General features: G+C 52.3%; 17 protein-coding genes. 13 read left to right on the plus strand and 4 right to left on the minus strand.

From position 1 onward, the window contains the following. The coding region (locus tag B2067_RS08865) for an STAS/SEC14 domain-containing protein (RefSeq protein WP_301388169.1) at positions 1-276 on the plus strand (276 nt) is incomplete at its 5' end. 53 nt (positions 277-329) lie between these two features. Here the strand turns inward: B2067_RS08865 and B2067_RS08870 are convergent. Further along, positions 330-1,205, minus strand: a complete 876-nt coding sequence (locus B2067_RS08870; protein WP_297530512.1) for a MaoC family dehydratase — start codon at positions 1,203-1,205, stop codon at positions 330-332. Between the two features lie 178 nt (positions 1,206-1,383). Between B2067_RS08870 and B2067_RS08875 the strand changes: the two genes are divergently transcribed. From B2067_RS08875 to B2067_RS08890, 4 genes are all read left to right on the plus strand, one after another. Next, complete coding sequence (locus B2067_RS08875) at positions 1,384-2,403, plus strand: AraC family transcriptional regulator (RefSeq protein ID WP_301388170.1); 1,020 nt, start codon at positions 1,384-1,386, stop codon at positions 2,401-2,403. A gap of 130 nt (positions 2,404-2,533) precedes the next feature. Then, positions 2,534-3,634, plus strand: a complete 1,101-nt coding sequence (locus tag B2067_RS08880) for a DUF5610 domain-containing protein (protein ID WP_301388171.1) — start codon at positions 2,534-2,536, stop codon at positions 3,632-3,634. 103 nt (positions 3,635-3,737) lie between these two features. Next, positions 3,738-3,992 carry a glutaredoxin family protein gene (locus tag B2067_RS08885; protein ID WP_068442127.1) on the plus strand — a complete coding sequence of 85 codons (255 nt, stop codon included), beginning with the start codon at positions 3,738-3,740 and terminating at the stop codon, positions 3,990-3,992. After that, on the plus strand, positions 3,989-4,702 hold the full coding sequence (locus tag B2067_RS08890) for a hypothetical protein (RefSeq protein ID WP_297530519.1): 714 nt from the start codon (positions 3,989-3,991) through the stop codon (positions 4,700-4,702). Before B2067_RS08885 ends, B2067_RS08890 begins: the two co-directional genes overlap by 4 nt. 83 nt (positions 4,703-4,785) lie before the next feature. Here the strand turns inward: B2067_RS08890 and B2067_RS08895 are convergent, their stop codons facing one another. Next, positions 4,786-5,055: a ComEA family DNA-binding protein gene (locus tag B2067_RS08895; RefSeq protein ID WP_068440315.1), complete on the minus strand. Its 270-nt coding sequence runs from the start codon at positions 5,053-5,055 to the stop codon at positions 4,786-4,788. A gap of 197 nt (positions 5,056-5,252) precedes the next feature. Further along, a complete protein-coding gene (topA, locus tag B2067_RS08900; protein ID WP_297530611.1) occupies positions 5,253-7,982 on the minus strand; it encodes a type I DNA topoisomerase in 2,730 nt (909 codons plus the stop codon). Positions 7,983-8,242: 260 nt separating this feature from the next. Here topA and B2067_RS08905 point away from each other — a divergent pair, with 260 nt between their 5' ends. Then, positions 8,243-9,031, plus strand: a complete 789-nt coding sequence (locus B2067_RS08905) for a hypothetical protein (protein ID WP_301388172.1) — start codon at positions 8,243-8,245, stop codon at positions 9,029-9,031. Between the two features lie 106 nt (positions 9,032-9,137). Then, positions 9,138-10,040: a 1-aminocyclopropane-1-carboxylate deaminase/D-cysteine desulfhydrase gene (locus tag B2067_RS08910; RefSeq protein WP_301388173.1), complete on the plus strand. Its 903-nt coding sequence runs from the start codon at positions 9,138-9,140 to the stop codon at positions 10,038-10,040. A gap of 15 nt (positions 10,041-10,055) precedes the next feature. Here the strand turns inward: B2067_RS08910 and B2067_RS08915 are convergent, their stop codons facing one another. Then, on the minus strand, positions 10,056-10,898 hold the full coding sequence (locus B2067_RS08915) for a DUF1853 family protein (RefSeq protein WP_301388174.1): 843 nt from the start codon (positions 10,896-10,898) through the stop codon (positions 10,056-10,058). Positions 10,899-10,995: 97 nt separating this feature from the next. Here B2067_RS08915 and B2067_RS08920 point away from each other — a divergent pair, with 97 nt between their 5' ends. The 6 genes from B2067_RS08920 to pepN form a co-directional block, all read left to right on the plus strand. Further along, positions 10,996-11,880 (plus strand): NAD(+) kinase, encoded by an 885-nt coding sequence (locus B2067_RS08920; protein WP_076514108.1) that lies wholly within the window; start codon positions 10,996-10,998, stop codon positions 11,878-11,880. A 2-nt stretch (positions 11,881-11,882) separates the two neighbouring features. Then, positions 11,883-12,839 carry a metallophosphoesterase gene (locus tag B2067_RS08925; RefSeq protein ID WP_297530528.1) on the plus strand — a complete coding sequence of 319 codons (957 nt, stop codon included), beginning with the start codon at positions 11,883-11,885 and terminating at the stop codon, positions 12,837-12,839. Beyond that, on the plus strand, positions 12,839-13,675 hold the full coding sequence (locus B2067_RS08930; protein WP_301388175.1) for a rhomboid family intramembrane serine protease: 837 nt from the start codon (positions 12,839-12,841) through the stop codon (positions 13,673-13,675). Before B2067_RS08925 ends, B2067_RS08930 begins: the two co-directional genes overlap by 1 nt. Continuing rightward, complete coding sequence (locus tag B2067_RS08935) at positions 13,665-13,910, plus strand: YeaC family protein (protein WP_068442083.1); 246 nt, start codon at positions 13,665-13,667, stop codon at positions 13,908-13,910. The genes B2067_RS08930 and B2067_RS08935 overlap by 11 nt, the downstream gene beginning before the upstream one ends. Continuing rightward, a complete protein-coding gene (locus tag B2067_RS08940) occupies positions 13,907-14,749 on the plus strand; it encodes a DUF2797 domain-containing protein (protein ID WP_301388176.1) in 843 nt (280 codons plus the stop codon). The genes B2067_RS08935 and B2067_RS08940 overlap by 4 nt, the downstream gene beginning before the upstream one ends. A 1-nt stretch (position 14,750) precedes the next feature. Next, a partial coding sequence (gene pepN, locus B2067_RS08945) for an aminopeptidase N (RefSeq protein WP_301388177.1) occupies positions 14,751-16,112 on the plus strand: 1,362 nt, incomplete at its 3' end.

Here is a 16,112-nt window from a genome sequence, read left to right on the forward strand (position 1 = left end):
ATGTCCCCCAAGCTGGTCGCTATCATTGCTTCAGATGTTCTTACTGTTGATTTCGAAGTTCAGATATACGCATCAAACCCCTTAGTACAAGCCTCTACCAGGGCCGTTGCTGTGATCGGTGATTCGTTTATGCTGCAACACCTTACCTCGATGTTTCTTTCCTACCATGCGCCAGCGTACCCTGTCAGGCTTTTCGGTCATTACGCTGATGCGATGCAGTGGTTATCGGGTGGAAACCCTGTGAATGCTGAAGATGAGATGGTAGGAGATAAGTAAGTGCCCGGTTGAGCCCGGGCACTGATCAGTACGTGGCTGAACTGTCGTTCGGTTTACAAGGCTTTAATGTAACCTGCAAGGTGGACATCGTCGTTGCGGGTTGCCGCTACTTCGAAGTCAATTTCCTGATCTTTTTTACCTGAGTGCAGCTCCACTTTTGCCGGCAAGAAAATCGGACGTTTAAATTCAACGTAGATTTCCGCAGCTTCAGAACCCAGCATTTTGTGAACACTGGCGGCAGCACGTCCTTTGGTCCACATGCCGTGTGCCAGATGACGTTTAAAGCCGAATGCCTTGGCAGCGATCACGCCCCAGTGAATTGGGTTCGGATCGCCGGCTACCGGACCGTACTTCAGGCCGAGGTTGGATGGCAGCGTCCAGGTTTCGCTTTCACTGTATTCAGGGTTCTCAGGAAGCAGCTGCTCTGCTTCTTTCTTCTCAATGCCTTTGCTTGGCAGCAGCGCCAGGTAGGTGCTGAGGCCTTCCCAGACAAGCTCCATGCCCACACGGATTTCAGTGCGAAGGCTGACCTCCAACCCTTTGTGCGTGCGATTAGAGCCAGCGAAGAAAGCGCGGACATCCAGAGCCTCACCGAGCTTAATACCGCGGTGCTGAGTAATCTTATTGGTTACGTGAACCATGCCCATGATGCCCAGAGGGAAGGTACGGTGCAGCATCAGCTCCATGTGTAGCTTGAAAGCAGCAACATGTGGGTAAGTGATTGGCAAAAATTCGCTTTTGGTGTCAAAGCCGCAGATGCTGGCGTAGTCTTTGACATTCTTTTTGCTTGGGACGTGGCCGTAAATGACCGCATCCATGTTCGGCAACTCAGGGTTGCGGATGTTGGTGTTGCGTGAAAACGCAGAGCGCACAGTATGATTTGCAACGCTCGGAAGCTTTTTTAACTCAATACGGGTAGCGTGATACATAAATTAAGTCCTGAAAAAACTCTTTTTTGACACATATCAAGCCAGATAGTAGGCCGACCAGAGCAGCTCACCATTGGCGCAATCACGCGGGTTCTGCGTCAGATCGGTCAATAAGGCTTGCAGACGGCCGAGTATCTGGCAAAATCGCACTCTCTTCTTTTTGGAATATCAAACACTTATGTCTGGTGGAATGGCTGAATTGCGCGACTCCGGCATTATGATCCAACTGGCGCATCATGCGATGCTGAAGATGGGGATCAATGCTGATGATGTCTGGCAGCGCCTGGGTGTCACGCCCGAGGTACTGCAGGACCGCAATCTGCGTACTCCGCATGACGCTCAGATTATTTTCTGGAGTGTGATGGAGGACGTCTCCGGAGACCCGGATATTGGTATTCACCTCGGCGAAAACATGCCTGTCTACAAAGGACAGGTGTTGCAGTACCTCTTTTTGTCGAGTCCAACTTTCGGAGAAGGGCTGAAACGGGCGTTGAGTTACCAGCGTCTGTTGAGCGATGCCTCTCAGGCGAGTATTGAGATCGACAGCCATCAGGCATCTGTAAAAGTTGAATCAGCCAGTGACAAAGTGACCGGCCTTCGTCACCTTAATGAATGCATGGTTCTTGGGCTGGTGCGCTTCTTTGAGTATGTGACCGACGAGCAATTCCGCCCGGCAGCAATTGAATTTACGCATCCAGCACCAGAGAATTGCGCAGAACACCACCGTATTTTTGATTGCGATGTGCGTTTCGGGTGCAGTGAAAACCGTATCCGGTTTGATGACAGTCTTCTGGATCTGCCGTCACTGCATGCCGAACCTGAGTTACTGCAACTGCATGAAAAACTAGCCAGTGAGCACGTTGCCAAGCTGGAGCGTCAGGACGTCGTCTCGCGTGTGTACAAGGTTTTTGGTGAAGTACTCGAGACAGGTCGGGTCAATCTTGATGATGTGGCGGGGCGTCTGGACATGAAGCCCCGCACACTAAGAACGCGTCTGACTGAGGCAGGGACCAACTTTAATCAATTGCTCGCGGACTACCGCTGCAACCTGGCCAAGCGCCTGTTGTCAGGTACCGATGAAAGCATTGATGAGATCGTCTACCTCACCGGCTTTTCTGAACCCAGTACCTTCTATCGGGCCTTCAAGCGCTGGACAAATCAGACGCCGGTTGAGTATCGCAACATCCGCCGTAGCTGATTGATCTGCGTCATCCGGACAGCACACGCCAACTTAATGTAAATATTCGCTGAACAGGCGATTTCTACTCAAGAAAACAGCTCCGTGACCGATACAGAAGTCACATTCATCGGTTACTGCGGAGCTTGCTATGAACATTCCGTCCTTTTCATCATTCTCCAGTGCGGGTTTTCAGAACTACGGCAAGAGCCTGGGCAATCTTCAGCGGTCTCCGCAGGATTCGTCCCAGTCGCAAGGCGCAGTAAATCGTTTGGCACAGGCCGATAAGTCTGCTGAGGTAGCGAATACTAAGTCTGCCCAGCCTGTTTCTACCCAAAGCCCGGAAGTCACAGCGACCAATATACTTCGCCATGTCTATCAGAGTGTGGAAGGCCTTCGCGCAGAGGGAGCCTCCGAGGAGCGCATTGCTGAACGTCTGGAGGCGGCCCGCGAGGGGATCGCTAAAGGCTACGGTGAAGCGCGTGCAATTCTTGAAGACTTAGGTCGCCTTGATGAGTCTCTGGCAGCCGATATCGATAAGGGCGAAGCGCTCATTGCCGAAGGGCTGAAGCAGATTGAGGCCGGAGAGAAACCAGATTTACTGGCACCCAAAGTCCCTGAGCGTGATGACGCTCCGCAAAGCGCAGCCCCCACAGGTTTTACTCTTGCTGGCACCAGATCATCACAGAGCCTGTCGCTTGAGGTCGTGACCCGCGACGGTGACAAAGTGACGGTGAATTTTCGTCAGAAAGAGGGCGGCATCAGCCTGACTACGCCGGGTATGAGCCTCACTGCGAGTGCATTTTCCAGCCGGTTTGATATGCAGATTGATGGCAACCTTGATGAAGGTGAGCTTAACGCCCTGCAAACACTGTTCGAAGACGTGGGCAAACTGAGTGAGACTTTTTACGGTGGCGACCTGGGTGCGGCACTCGAGGAGGCCATGCAGCTAGGCTTTGATGGTAACGAACTGGCGTCTATGAGCCTGGAGCTGCGCCAGCGAAGCTTCTCGAGCGTTTCTCATGCCTACGGGGAATCTGGCCCGTCGTTACCAACGCAGCGCCTTGAGTCGCAGCAGAACATGATTACCGACTACGTTAAGAGTTATACCGAAGCCCTGGATCGCGCGAGACCGCTTGCTGAGCCAAAAGATACCTTGCAGAAAATGCTCGAGGCGCTGGCTCCGGACGAATCTCGGCTGGACGCATTGCGCCAATTTAACGATGGTCTGAGTAAGCTGCTTAATCGTTGATTCTCTTCTGGCCGGATAGAAACCGGCCAACATGTCGCCAGATAGGATTACACGTCTGGCGGCGGTATACTTTCCTACCTGTTTTTATTTCGGTAAACCATCCTTGAGCTACGTTCTTCTTGGTACTTCCGAGTGCCACCTGTGTGATCAGGCTGCTGCAATTGTGACTGAGGGCGCAGAGGGCCTTGCGGTGACCGTATACATTGAAGATATTACCGATATTGAAGGTGGCGTAGATCTTTACGGTCTGCGGATACCTGTCCTTCGTAACGAAATAACGGGCGAAGAACTTAACTGGCCGTTTACGGCACTTGAGGTCCGCGCTTTGTTCAGCGCTTCAGATAAGGAATCAAAATGACCAGAGCATTGTTTTCTGTTTTTGCGGCAGCGGCCTTTTTGACGGGTTGCGCAAGTAACCAACTCTCTCCCAAAGGGGACGCTATTTTTTACGCGCTTCAGGCCGATACCATGATGAATACCTGGCGTTATGAATGCGCTGCGGTTAGTGGTCGCGCTAATTACGCCGCGGAAACTGCACGAGCAGACTGGTGGCAACGCAACGGTGATGCTGTCGAGGCTGCGGACTTCGGTCTCGCTTACAACCTGATTACCGTGACTGATACCCGTCTGGATACGGGAGCCCGGGTCGCCATGGGGCTCACCTGGGAAGTACAGGAACGCGCCGTGCAGACGGTGCGTAACAAGCTCGACGGCGCTTCCGATAAAGAAGCTCTGTGTGTGAAGATCCTTGGAGAATATCAGGCAGGCAAGTGGGATATTAAAGGCTCAGAGGATATTCAGCAGGCTCTGGCCAGTCTGGAGGCTACCGCTGCGAGTGAGCAGGGTACTTACCGTGAGCGCAAAGGCATGGTTGAAACAGCAACTGGTAAGCGTTACGGACGTTCGCTCTACGTTGTTGAAAAGCTGTCTGACCAGCAAAGCTGCGACCGCTCAGGTGTAAGCCTGATTAAAGGTGAGTGGCCTTACGAAATCTACAACGTTGAGTGTGATGATCAGCCTCTGAGTATTGTGCGTTGCGAGTGGGGTCGTTGCACTTTCGTTGAATAAGCTCCAGAGAGCTTGGGTTAAAAATATAAATAAAAGTAAAAAGGAGGCCGTAGCCTCCTTTTTATTGCCTGATTTTTCAGGTTTTACTCGAGGCTCAGCAATGGGCGGTTAGACTTCAGAATCGATTCGCCAATCCCTTTGACTTGAGTAAGGTCTTCGACCTTGCTGAACTCACCATGCTCGTTGCGGTGAGCAACGATGGCTTCTGCTTTCGTTTTACCAACGCCTTTTAATTCGCTGAGCTCTTCAGCAGAGGCTGTGTTGATATTGACCGGGCCGTTTGGCTCTTCGGCATGAACTGAAGAGAAGGCCAGGGAGATGGCAAGAGCGAAGAGAGCAATAAATCCTTTCATTTTTTATGTTTCCTTTTGTGATATCCGAAACCTGCGAACAGGTAAGTAGTTCTCTGAACTCAGAGACTTTCAGACTACCAGTGAGAAAACGATGAAAGATATAAGAAGAAATTATTAAAAAAAGGCCGCATTTAAGGCCTTTTTATGGGGCTTAAGGCGCCTTGATAGCACCTTTGGCCGTTCTTGTTGCAAGTGGCTTATTCAGCAGACTTTTTATCCGCCGCTTTTTTAGCCGCTGCCTTCTTAGCGGTAGTTTTCTTCGCAGCGGTTTTTTTCGTTGCAGCTTTTTTCGGGGCCGCTTTTTTCTTTTCAGTGATGTTCCACTGTTTGCCGTCCCAGGTTGCGCTCCAGCCGGTCGCTTTCCCTTCGCTTTCCGTCATCACGTATTGTTCTTTGGACTTACGGCTGTAGCGAATAATGGTCGGGTTGCCATCGCTGTCTTTTTCCGGTGCACTCATCAGGAAGTGGTACTTAGGATCGATCTCATCTTTGTGAGGAATGATCTCTGATACCAGTGGTGCACGGGTTTCACGTTTGCGTGGGAACTGGCTGGCTGCGAGGAAAAGACCGCTGGCACCGTCACGTAGTACGTAGGTATCTTCCACTTTTTCGCATTGCAGCTCCGGCATCGGGACCGGGTCCATCTTAGGCGGCGCAGCTTCACCGTTTTTCAGCAGTTTACGCGTGTTCTTACACTCGTCATTAGTGCAGCCAAAGTACTTACCAAAGCGGCCAGACTTGAGCTGCATTTCAGAACCGCACTTGTCGCACTCGAGCGTTGGACCGTCGTAACCTTTGATGCGGAATTGACCTTCCTCAACTTCGAAGCCTTCGCAGTCCGGGTTATTGCCGCAGATGTGTACTTTGCGTTTTTCATCCAGCAGGTAACTTTCCATGGCGGCATCACAGATCTTACAACGACGCTTATCCATCAGGCGGCGGCTTTCTGCCTCGTCATCTTCGTCAGCGCTGATGACTTCATCACCGGGAATCAGGTTCAGTGTCTGGGTGCAGCGTTCCTTCGGTGGCAGGCTGTAACCTGAGCAGCCGAGGAATACACCGGTAGAACCATTACGAATCTGCATATGGCGACTACAGGTAGGACACTCAATGTCCGTGTCGACAGGATCGTTCGGACGCATGCCATTTTCACTGCCAGCTTCTTCCAGCTTATCGGTGAAGTCGTTGTAGAAGTTGTTCAGTACCGCCTTCCAGTTAGCATCACCGTCGGCGATTTCATCCAGCTTTTCTTCCATCGTGGCAGTAAAGCTGTAGTCCATCAGGTCGGTGAAGTTTTCTGTCAGACGACTGGTGACAATATCGCCCATCTTCTCAGCGTAGAAGCGTCGTCCTTTCAGGCTGACATAACCACGATCCTGAATGGTCGAAATAATCGAAGCATAGGTAGAAGGTCGGCCAATGCCACGCTTCTCGAGTTCTTTAACCAGCGCTGCTTCAGAGAAGCGTGGAGCAGGTTTAGTAAAGTGCTGCTTCGGTTCAAGCTCTTCCAATTTGAGAACATCACCTTCCTGAACGTCAGGGAGCAGGACATCATCGTCGCCCTTGCTGCCAGCAGGTGGCAGTACTTTAAGGTGACCGTCGAAGCGGATGACGCGTCCTTTCGTGCGAAGCTCATAGTCACCAGAGTGGACCGTAACGGTAGTGCTGGTGAATTTGGCATCGTTGGTCTGGCAGGCGACAAAGCGGCGCCAGATCAGGTCGTACAGACGCTCGGCGTCCGGCTCCATGGAGGACAGGTCACCGGAACGCAGGCGGACATCAGAAGGGCGGATGGCTTCGTGCGCTTCCTGTGCGCCTTCTTTGCTGCTGTACTGGCGAGGATTATCCGGCAGGTACTCCGCGCCCAGTTTGTCGTTGATGTAGTCGCGAACGCTGGCCACGGCATCCTGGCTGAGGTTCGTTGAGTCCGTACGCATGTAGGTGATGTAACCGGCTTCATACAGGCGCTGAGCCAGTGTCATTGTTTTCTTAACGCTGTAGCCTAGACGGGTACTTGCGGCCTGCTGCAGCGTCGATGTAATAAAAGGTGCCGCAGGGCGGGAACTGGTAGGCTTGTCTTCGCGCTTAGTGACCTTGAACGGCCCTTTGCGGATGATATCCAGTGCTGACGTTGTATCAGCCTCGTTGTTCGGGCGGAATTCTTTGCCGGCGGCTTTTACCACCTGCGCCCGCAGATCATCGCCACTGTCTGATTTCAGATTGGCAAAGGCTTCCCAGTACTCTTCTGGAATAAAGGCACGAATTTCACGTTCGCGTTCGACGATCAGGCGTACAGCAACGGACTGAACACGCCCTGCGGACAGGCCGCGGGCGACTTTTGCCCAAAGTAGAGGGGAAACCATGAAGCCAACAACACGGTCGAGGAAACGACGTGCCTGCTGAGCATTCACACGGTTGATGTTCAGCTCTGAGGGCTGCTCGAACGCCGCCTGAATAGCCTTCTTGGTGATTTCGTTAAACACCACGCGACGGTATGGTTTTGATTCGCTGCCGATAACTTCCCGCAGGTGCCATGCAATGGCTTCCCCTTCGCGGTCCAAATCCGTTGCGAGATAGATCTGGTCGGCATTCTTGGCCAGACGTTGCAGTTCTTCGACGACTTTTTCTTTACCCGGGAGCACTTCGTAGCTGGCTTTCCAGTCGTTATCCGGATCAATACCCATCCGGTTAATCAACTGATCATGAGCCTTCTTCTTTCTATACTCGGCTTTCTCGTCGGGTGACATCTTGCGCGTCAGGGCAGCCTGTCGGGCACGTTCTTTCGGATCTGACTTGGTTGCTCCCCCCGAAGTGGGCAGATCGCGGATGTGGCCGACACTGGATTTTACGATGAAATCTTTGCCGAGATACTTATTGATCGTCTTCGCCTTAGCAGGCGACTCCACAATCACCAGTGATTTGCCCATAGTCCGTTCAGATACCTTAATAGGGCGCGGGCACAGGATGCCAACGCCTGAAATTCCACTGACCGGCTTGATGAAGACACCGGACAGGCTCAATTAGGCGACACTTTAAAACCAAAACATGGGGTGAGGTCAAGTCTCATGATCAGCGCAGTAAATCAGCGGACACTCAGAAACTTGCTAAACTTTGGTAGATCAACACCCTTTATTTAACTTTGCCACCTGTTGTCAGGAATAGCACAAAACATACGGAGTTGGAAAATATGTCGGCAATCGGACTGGTTCTGGCGATCGCTGTACCGCTGGCGTTACTCATGCTGGGTGCCGTTGTTTACAACCGTAACCTGCAGAAGAAGCAGGCGAAGCAGAATCAGGCGCGACTGATCCGCCAGAAGGCTGGAGACCTGCTCGAGGCGCTGGAGTACCTGATGTTGGTCGACAGTCACCGCGACATTCAGTCTGCCGTGCTTGAACGGGTGAAAGAGTTGTACGCGCTGGCAGCAAGCCAGGCTGGGGCCGAAGCAGGTAAGGGGGATTTTGATGCTGAACCTTACGAACAGAAAATCAAAGCGGATGGCCCTTGTCGCCGTGTTCTGAAGAGCGACCGCGAGCTGAAATACGGCCGCCGGCAATTCTCGGCAGTGCTCAAAGCACTTACCCTGATGGCAAAAAAGAAGCAGATTTCCGAGACGGCCATGGTCGAGTATCGGCGTTACCTAAAGATGACCCTGCTGGAGCGCGAGGTAGATACATACACCGCTCAGGGCGATGTTGCTGCTGGGCGGGGCGATATTGTCACTGCGGCAAATTATTTCAAAGCTGCGCGTAAACTTCTTATCGAGTTTGATATTCAGTTTCCTGAGAAGAATCAGAGAGTAAAGGCTATTGCCGAGAAAACGGCTGCGCTCTATCGCGGTGAGAAGAATGAGGTGCTCGACGAGCCCGACGGTCCGAACGACAATCTGTCCAAAGCACTCTCAAAGGAGGCTGCAGCGGAGACTAATGAGTTTGGTATGTCCAGCGATCCTGGCGCCGTCAAAAAACGCTACTAACTGAAGAGAGACTGAGCCTCCGCTGTTTGTGGTTGCATGACAGCGCGAATGAGATCTGGCATCTTAGGCGTCTTTATTGGCTGCAACGTTTATCTGCCCTTCCGCCGTGTCTGATCTATCCCTTTTGCTGGAACGCCTGCTGCCCACTACCGTCCTGAGTATGGGGCCGGGACTGATTGCACGTCATAACGTTCGAGGCCTTGATTTTGACTGCCTGCACCTTGAGCAGATTGATCCTCTGATGTCTGGCAATAAAGTCTTTAAACTGCTCGGGCACCTCCACGCGTGGGAAGAATCGGGAAGGTCATCCCTGATCAGCTTTGGCGGCCGTTGGTCCAATCACCTCCATGCGCTGGCATTTGCTGCTCAACGGCTCAACATCCCAGTAGAAGCCCTGGTGTTGGGCTACCCCGAACAGCCTCTGACGCCTACCTTGCAGGACTGTATCGATGCAGGCATGAGAATACGCTTCTGCGGCCGTGATCAATACGCGATGCGTTATGACGAAGCGTGGCGGACTCGATTGGCGGTTGAGTCAGATGCCTGGGTGATTCCTGAGGGCGGCGACGGCCCCGAGGGCAGGGAAGGATTCGGCCTGCTTGCATCGCTGTTCGAGCCCTACGACGAAGTCTGGGTTGCTGCGGGCACCGGGACGACGGCGCAGGGAATTGCTGAGCAGTTAAGAGCAGATCAGACCTTAGTGATCGTCAATGCTGTTCAGGATCAGGGAGTGCTTGAGGCACAGTTAAAAGCGAGCTCCTATTCCCCTGAAATACGTTTTGCGCACCAGCCAGAAAACCTGCGATTCGGTAAATTATCTCCGGCGCTCAGGAAACTGATTGCCGATGCAGACCGGGCGGGCCTGATGCTTGACCCTGTCTATACCGTACGTCTGCTCGCGGCCTGGCTCATGGCACAGGATACTGAGCCAAGACGCAGCCTGCTGGTTCATAGTGGCGGCCTGCAAGGTCGCCGTGGTGTATCGGGTCTTAGGTACTCAACGTTATAGATGTATCGTTTGGGGTTAACTGTGCCAGTCAGGCGCGACCATCATCCAGCGTTCAGTTTCTCCCCAACCGTTCTGGAGCTTCTCCATCCGGGCAATCGCAAGAGGGATGCTCAGATATTGATAAGCACAGGTGAGGTATTTCAGAAGCTCATCCCGCGTGACCGCAAACGAAGAGAATACCGGGCTTAGCCAATCCTGTTTTGATAAAACGTACCAGTGCCCTTCGGGTAAATGGTGAGCCTGATTAACCGGGCACCAGTAGCCCGACCAGTGGTCTGCGTTGATCTCGACGGGCAAAGGTGCTGCCGATACATCATGCGCTGGCGCAAACAGGCAGCCGCGCATAATGGCGAAAGATTGCACGGGGACAGGGGCAAGCTGCTTGATTTCACTCAGAGCGACCGGGTTCTGAGCCAGTGGTAACTGGTGATCGAAGGTGTGCTGTATTTTACGGCTGAGAAGATCCCGGCGATTCGGACCGATCCAGTCATCCTCGACGCCAAGGTAGAATTTGAGTGCAAGCTCAATGTGCAGGGTGCTTTGTCCGCGCGGAATCAGCAGATCCAGTTCACCGAGGGTTCTTCCTTCATCGGTAATCTGCTGGTTGGCGATGAACGGAATTTCTGAGCTGCTTAATGCGGATTGCCACAGTTGTTCGAAACGGAAACCAAGGCGCGGGCTTTGAAAGTCGGGTGACAGAGTGGTCCCTTTCAAACGGCTTTCGCACAGCTCTGGCAATATTTCTGTTAACGGCGGTGTTACGCTGCTGCTCAGGAGAGACGGGCCAAAAATGCTCCAGAGCAGATCGCGCTTGTTTTTATCCTGAATGTCGAAGAATGCTTCCGGGGTGGTCGCCATGGGGTCAAGCCTGGTGTTCTGCGGTATAGTATATAAAAAGACGCTGCAGCAGGATGGTGACTGCAGCTCGTGATTTGTTGAGGTTACCAGTTTTCTGATGGAAGAGTTCCGCAATATCGGTCTGATCGGCCGACTGAACAGTAATAAAGTGATAGATACTATCCGTCGTTTGTCGCGTTATCTGCTCGACGAGGGGTATCACACCATTCTGGACGACCGTATCGCGGAGGTGATGCCTGGTCACGGAATGCAGGTCAGTAACGTGAACATGCTGGGCGAGATCTGTGATCTGGTGATCGTAGTGGGCGGTGATGGCAGCCTTCTCGGTGCTGCACGGGCACTTGCTAAATTTAATACACCTGTTCTTGGGATTAACCGTGGTCGCCTCGGGTTCCTGACCGATATCAGCCCGGATGATGAAATGTGTGAAGCGGTTCAGGCAGTCCTTGATGGTGAATATATAGAAGAACGACGCTTTCTTCTTGATGCTGAAATCAAGCGGGATGGTAACCCGATTGGCTCAGCCACCGGCTTGAATGACGTGGTTCTGCACCCGGGTAAGTCTGCCCGGATGATCGCCTTTGACCTCTATATCGAAGGTCAGTTTGTATATCACCTGCGCTCTGATGGTCTGATTGTTTCAACACCGACTGGATCTACCGCCTATGCTTTGTCTGGTGGCGGCCCGATTATGCATCCGCGCCTTGATGCCCTGGTTCTGGTGCCAATGTTTCCGCATACGCTGTCGAGTCGACCGATTGTGGTTGACGGCAAGGCAGAAGTGAAAATTGTTGTGGATGCCAGCCAGGGGCTGTATCCGACGATCAGTTGTGACGGCCAGACACACATTCCTTGTGCACCGGGTGACAGCATCACTATCCGTAAAAAAGCGCACAAGCTGAAACTGATCCATCCGAAAGGTCATAACTTTTACGAGATCTGTCGTACTAAGTTGGGCTGGAGCAGTAACCTCGGAGACTGAATATGCATCAGGGATATGACCTGATAGGCGACATTCACGGCTGTGGCCTGACGCTGATCGACCTGCTCGAACAGATGGGTTACAGCAAGCGAAACGGGGTGTACCAGCACCCCAAGCGCAAAGTTGTCTTCCTGGGAGACATCGTGGACCGCGGGCCAAATATACGGCTTGCGTGTCATATCGTGCGAGACATGGTGGAAGCCGGGCACGCCGATATCGTTATGGGTAATCACGAGTACAACGTCGTCACTTATCTGAGTGAGGCGCCGGCGGGCATGCGCCAGCCGTTTCTGCGTCCGCACACGCCGCGCAACAATTTTATTGTTGAACAGACATTAGAGCAGTTCGCGAATTACCCGCAGGAATTCAATGAAATGCTCGATTGGTTTCTGACCATCCCTCTGTTCCGTGAGTACGAACACTTCCGGGTGGTCCATGCTTGCTGGGATCATCAGATGATCGACGAGTATCTGCGCCGTTATGGCTCGAATCACATAACGAAAGACATGCTACCTGAGTCTGTGCAGACGGATTCATTTCTGTACCAGTTTCTGGATCGGATGTTACGCGGAACCTCGCTGAAATTGCCTGATGGTCGTTCAATGACGGCAAAAGACGGCATGGTCAGACAGTTCTTCAGAACCAAGTTCTGGGCGGGAGACCCGCAGCGCTATAACGATGTGATTTTTCAGCCTGACCCTCTGCCTGAAGATCTGCAGCATGCGCTACTCAGTGAAGACGAGAAAGAGCAGTTACTGTTTTACGGGCCTGATGAAAAACCTCTGTTTATCGGACATTACTGGATGTCAGGCTTGCCCGAGCCCATCGTACCCAACATCGCCTGTCTTGATTACAGTGCAGTGAAGTACGGTCGCCTGGTCGCGTATCGGATGGATACCGAACGTCATCTGCAGAAGGGCAAATTTGCCTGGGTCCGCGTTGAAAAGAAAGAGCGCTGATGCAACCGCTGGCCGTATTAAGTGCTCCACTGGAGACTGACCTGTCGCCTCTGACACGGCATTTGTGGTCAGAGAAAATAGTGCATCGCGTTGTCGAGGAAGGTAATCAGCAGGTGTTATTGATTGCCGACCCCGACGATATCGAGCGTATCAAAGAGCTGCTGGACGACTGGAGAGAAGGCTCATTAGCGGAGCCAGTGGCTGTCGGGAGTTCTGGCCCTTCGATCATCCAACGGCTGACCGCAGTGCCGTTAACGGTTGCTCTCATAGTGCTGGTGGCTTGCGTGTTTGGCTGGCAGCATGTTTCGAATGACTGGCACGCATGGCTGGAGAATAGCCAGTCTCTCTGGCCCGACGCCCGAAATCAGCTTTCTACCTATCTGAACATGTCGTTCTGGGAAATGTGGCGACCAACGCTGCTGCATTTTAGTGTGATGCATCTGCTGTTCAATACCTTGTGGATCTGGGTACTGGCCGGAGCCATGGAACGTCAGGGCGAGCGTTTTGGTATTCTGGCATTACTCATACTGTGCGGCATCAGCGGAAATCTGTTGCAGTGGTGGTTGGCTGGCCCAGCGTTCGGTGGTATCTCGGGGGTTGTTTATGGGTTAGCGGCCTGGACCGGGCTTCGTCAGTACCGTTACAGAATAAATTACGGCATTCCTCCGGCCTTGTTGGGGGTAATGATTTTCTTTATGGTGATTATGCTGTTCGGAGACACCGTAGTGCCGGGCCTGTCGGGGTCCGCGCATGGTGGGCATCTGGGCGGTTTATTGTGTGGCTTCCTGCTGGCCGTGATCTGGCCAAATCCTAATCGGAGAAATAATGAATCTTGAAGATCTGATCCGTTCGCTTACACCCGAAGTGTACGAAAACCTGAAAAATGCTGTTGCAACCGGGCGTTGGCCAAATGGCCGCAAGCTTGAAGATGGGCAGCGGGAATTATGCATGGAAGCCATCATCTATTACGAAAACACCCACGATGTGCCTGCCGATCAACGAGTAGGATATCTCGATCAGGGGTGCAAATCTGGTAAAGACGACGACACTCAACCGCTGAATATCCAATGAGCAAGTCAGAATTTTCCGGCCATCTGGATAAGATGCGCATTCGCCCAGCGGCAACGGTGGCATACTCGCTGGTGCTCAACAATGAAGAGTACCCGATCAACGATTTTCTCGGAAAAAGCCTGTCCCTCTCGTGGGAGGGCGACATCCATTGTCGTGCCTGTAACCGGCCAACCAATAAAAGTTTCAGCCAGGGATATTGTTACCCCTGCTTTACCAAACTGCCGGAATGCGATTCCTGCATCATGAGCCCTGAAAAGTGCCACTTTCACCTTGGCACCTGCCGGGATGCAGCGTGGGGCGAGCGCGTTTGTTTTAACGACCATATCGTTTACCTGGCCAATTCGTCGGGCATCAAGGTCGGCATTACGCGGATGAAGAATATGCCTTCCCGTTGGCTGGACCAGGGCGCCGCGCAAGCCTTACCAATTGCGAGAGTTGCAACACGACGACTGGCTGGGTTGGTCGAAGATATTATCCGCCGCGATATCGCCGATAAAACGAACTGGCGGGCAATGCTGAAAGGCGATTCGCCAGAACTGGATCTGGTCTCAGAAAGAGACCGCCTCAAAGAGCATTTTGCTGAAGAACTCAATCAGCTTGAGCTGGAGCAGGGTCCTGGCTCAATTACATGGTTGACGAACGAGAGCGTCCGGCACTTTAATTACCCAGTAATTGAATACCCGACCAAAGTAAGTAGTCATAATTTCGATAAAACCGCAGAAGTATCGGGGCGCCTGATGGGCATGAAGGGTCAGTACCTGATTCTCGATACTGGAGTCATCAATTTGCGGAAATTTACCTCATACAACGTCAGAGTGACAGTGAACAGGGAGTCTTAACATGCGTGACGCTCAACCGAAGGCGATTCAGTTAGCGGACTACCAAGCACCCGCCTATGAAGTGACGGATACCCATCTTAAATTCGAATTAAATGATGGCTATACCCAGGTGCATTCCGTTCTGACACTTAAGCAGGTCGGGGACGGTAATGAACTTGTGCTTAACGGGCAGGACCTCGAACTTCTTAGTATCCGTCTTGACGGAAACGAACTGACGACCGACGACTATGTGGTGGGTGACGAAACTCTGACTCTCAGTGGCTTAGGCGCATCACACACCCTGGAAATATCCACTCAGATATATCCAGAAAAAAATACAGCATTGGAAGGGCTGTATCGTTCAGGCGGTATGTATTGCACACAGTGCGAGGCCGAAGGCTTCCGTCGTATCACTTACTACCCGGACCGCCCGGATGTTATGTCAGTGTTTACAACTGAAATAATCGCCGATGCTGAACAGTTCCCGGTGTTGCTGTCGAACGGCAACCCGGTGAGTGAAAAAACTGAAGATGGCAAAAAACACGTCGTCTGGCACGATCCGCATAAAAAGCCGGCCTACCTGTTTGCGCTGGTGGCAGGGGATCTTCAGGTTCGTGATGATCACTTCACTACCTGCTCAGGTCGTGAAGTGCTGCTGCGGATTTTTGTTGAACCTCAGAACGTTGATAAAACAGAATACGCACTGGACGCTCTGAAGCGCTCTATGCGATGGGACGAAGAAGTCTATGGCCGCGAATACGATCTGGATATTTTCATGATCGTCGCCGTTGATGACTTCAACATGGGGGCCATGGAAAACAAAGGTCTGAATATTTTTAACTCGTCCTGTGTTCTCGCTAATCCAGCTACCGCGACCGATGCCGCGTATCAACGTATCGAAGCCATTGTGGCTCACGAATATTTTCACAACTGGTCGGGCAACCGCGTTACCTGTCGCGACTGGTTTCAGTTAAGCCTCAAAGAAGGTTTTACTGTGTTCCGGGATGCCTGTTTCTCCGCGGATATGAATTCACCCACTGTGAAACGAATTGAAGACGCCAGTATGCTGCGCACTGTTCAGTTCGCGGAAGACGGTGGGCCGATGGCGCATCCGGTGCAACCAGACTCCTACATCGAGATTTCCAACTTTTACACAGTGACCATCTATGAGAAAGGCGCTGAAATTGTTCGTATGTTGCACAAAATTCTGGGCGCCGAAGGATTCCGTAAAGGGTCTGATCTCTACTTTGAACGCCACGATGGTCAGGCTGTCACCATCAACGATTTTGTTCAGGCGATGGAAGACGCCAATGGCGTTGATTTCAGCCAGTTTCGTCTGTGGTACAAACAGTCGGGCACGCCAGTGGTCGAAGTACTTACCCAA

The sequence above is a fragment of the Thalassolituus sp. UBA2590 genome (assembly GCF_002339775.1).
Classification (GTDB): Bacteria; Pseudomonadota; Gammaproteobacteria; order Pseudomonadales; family Oceanobacteraceae; genus Thalassolituus.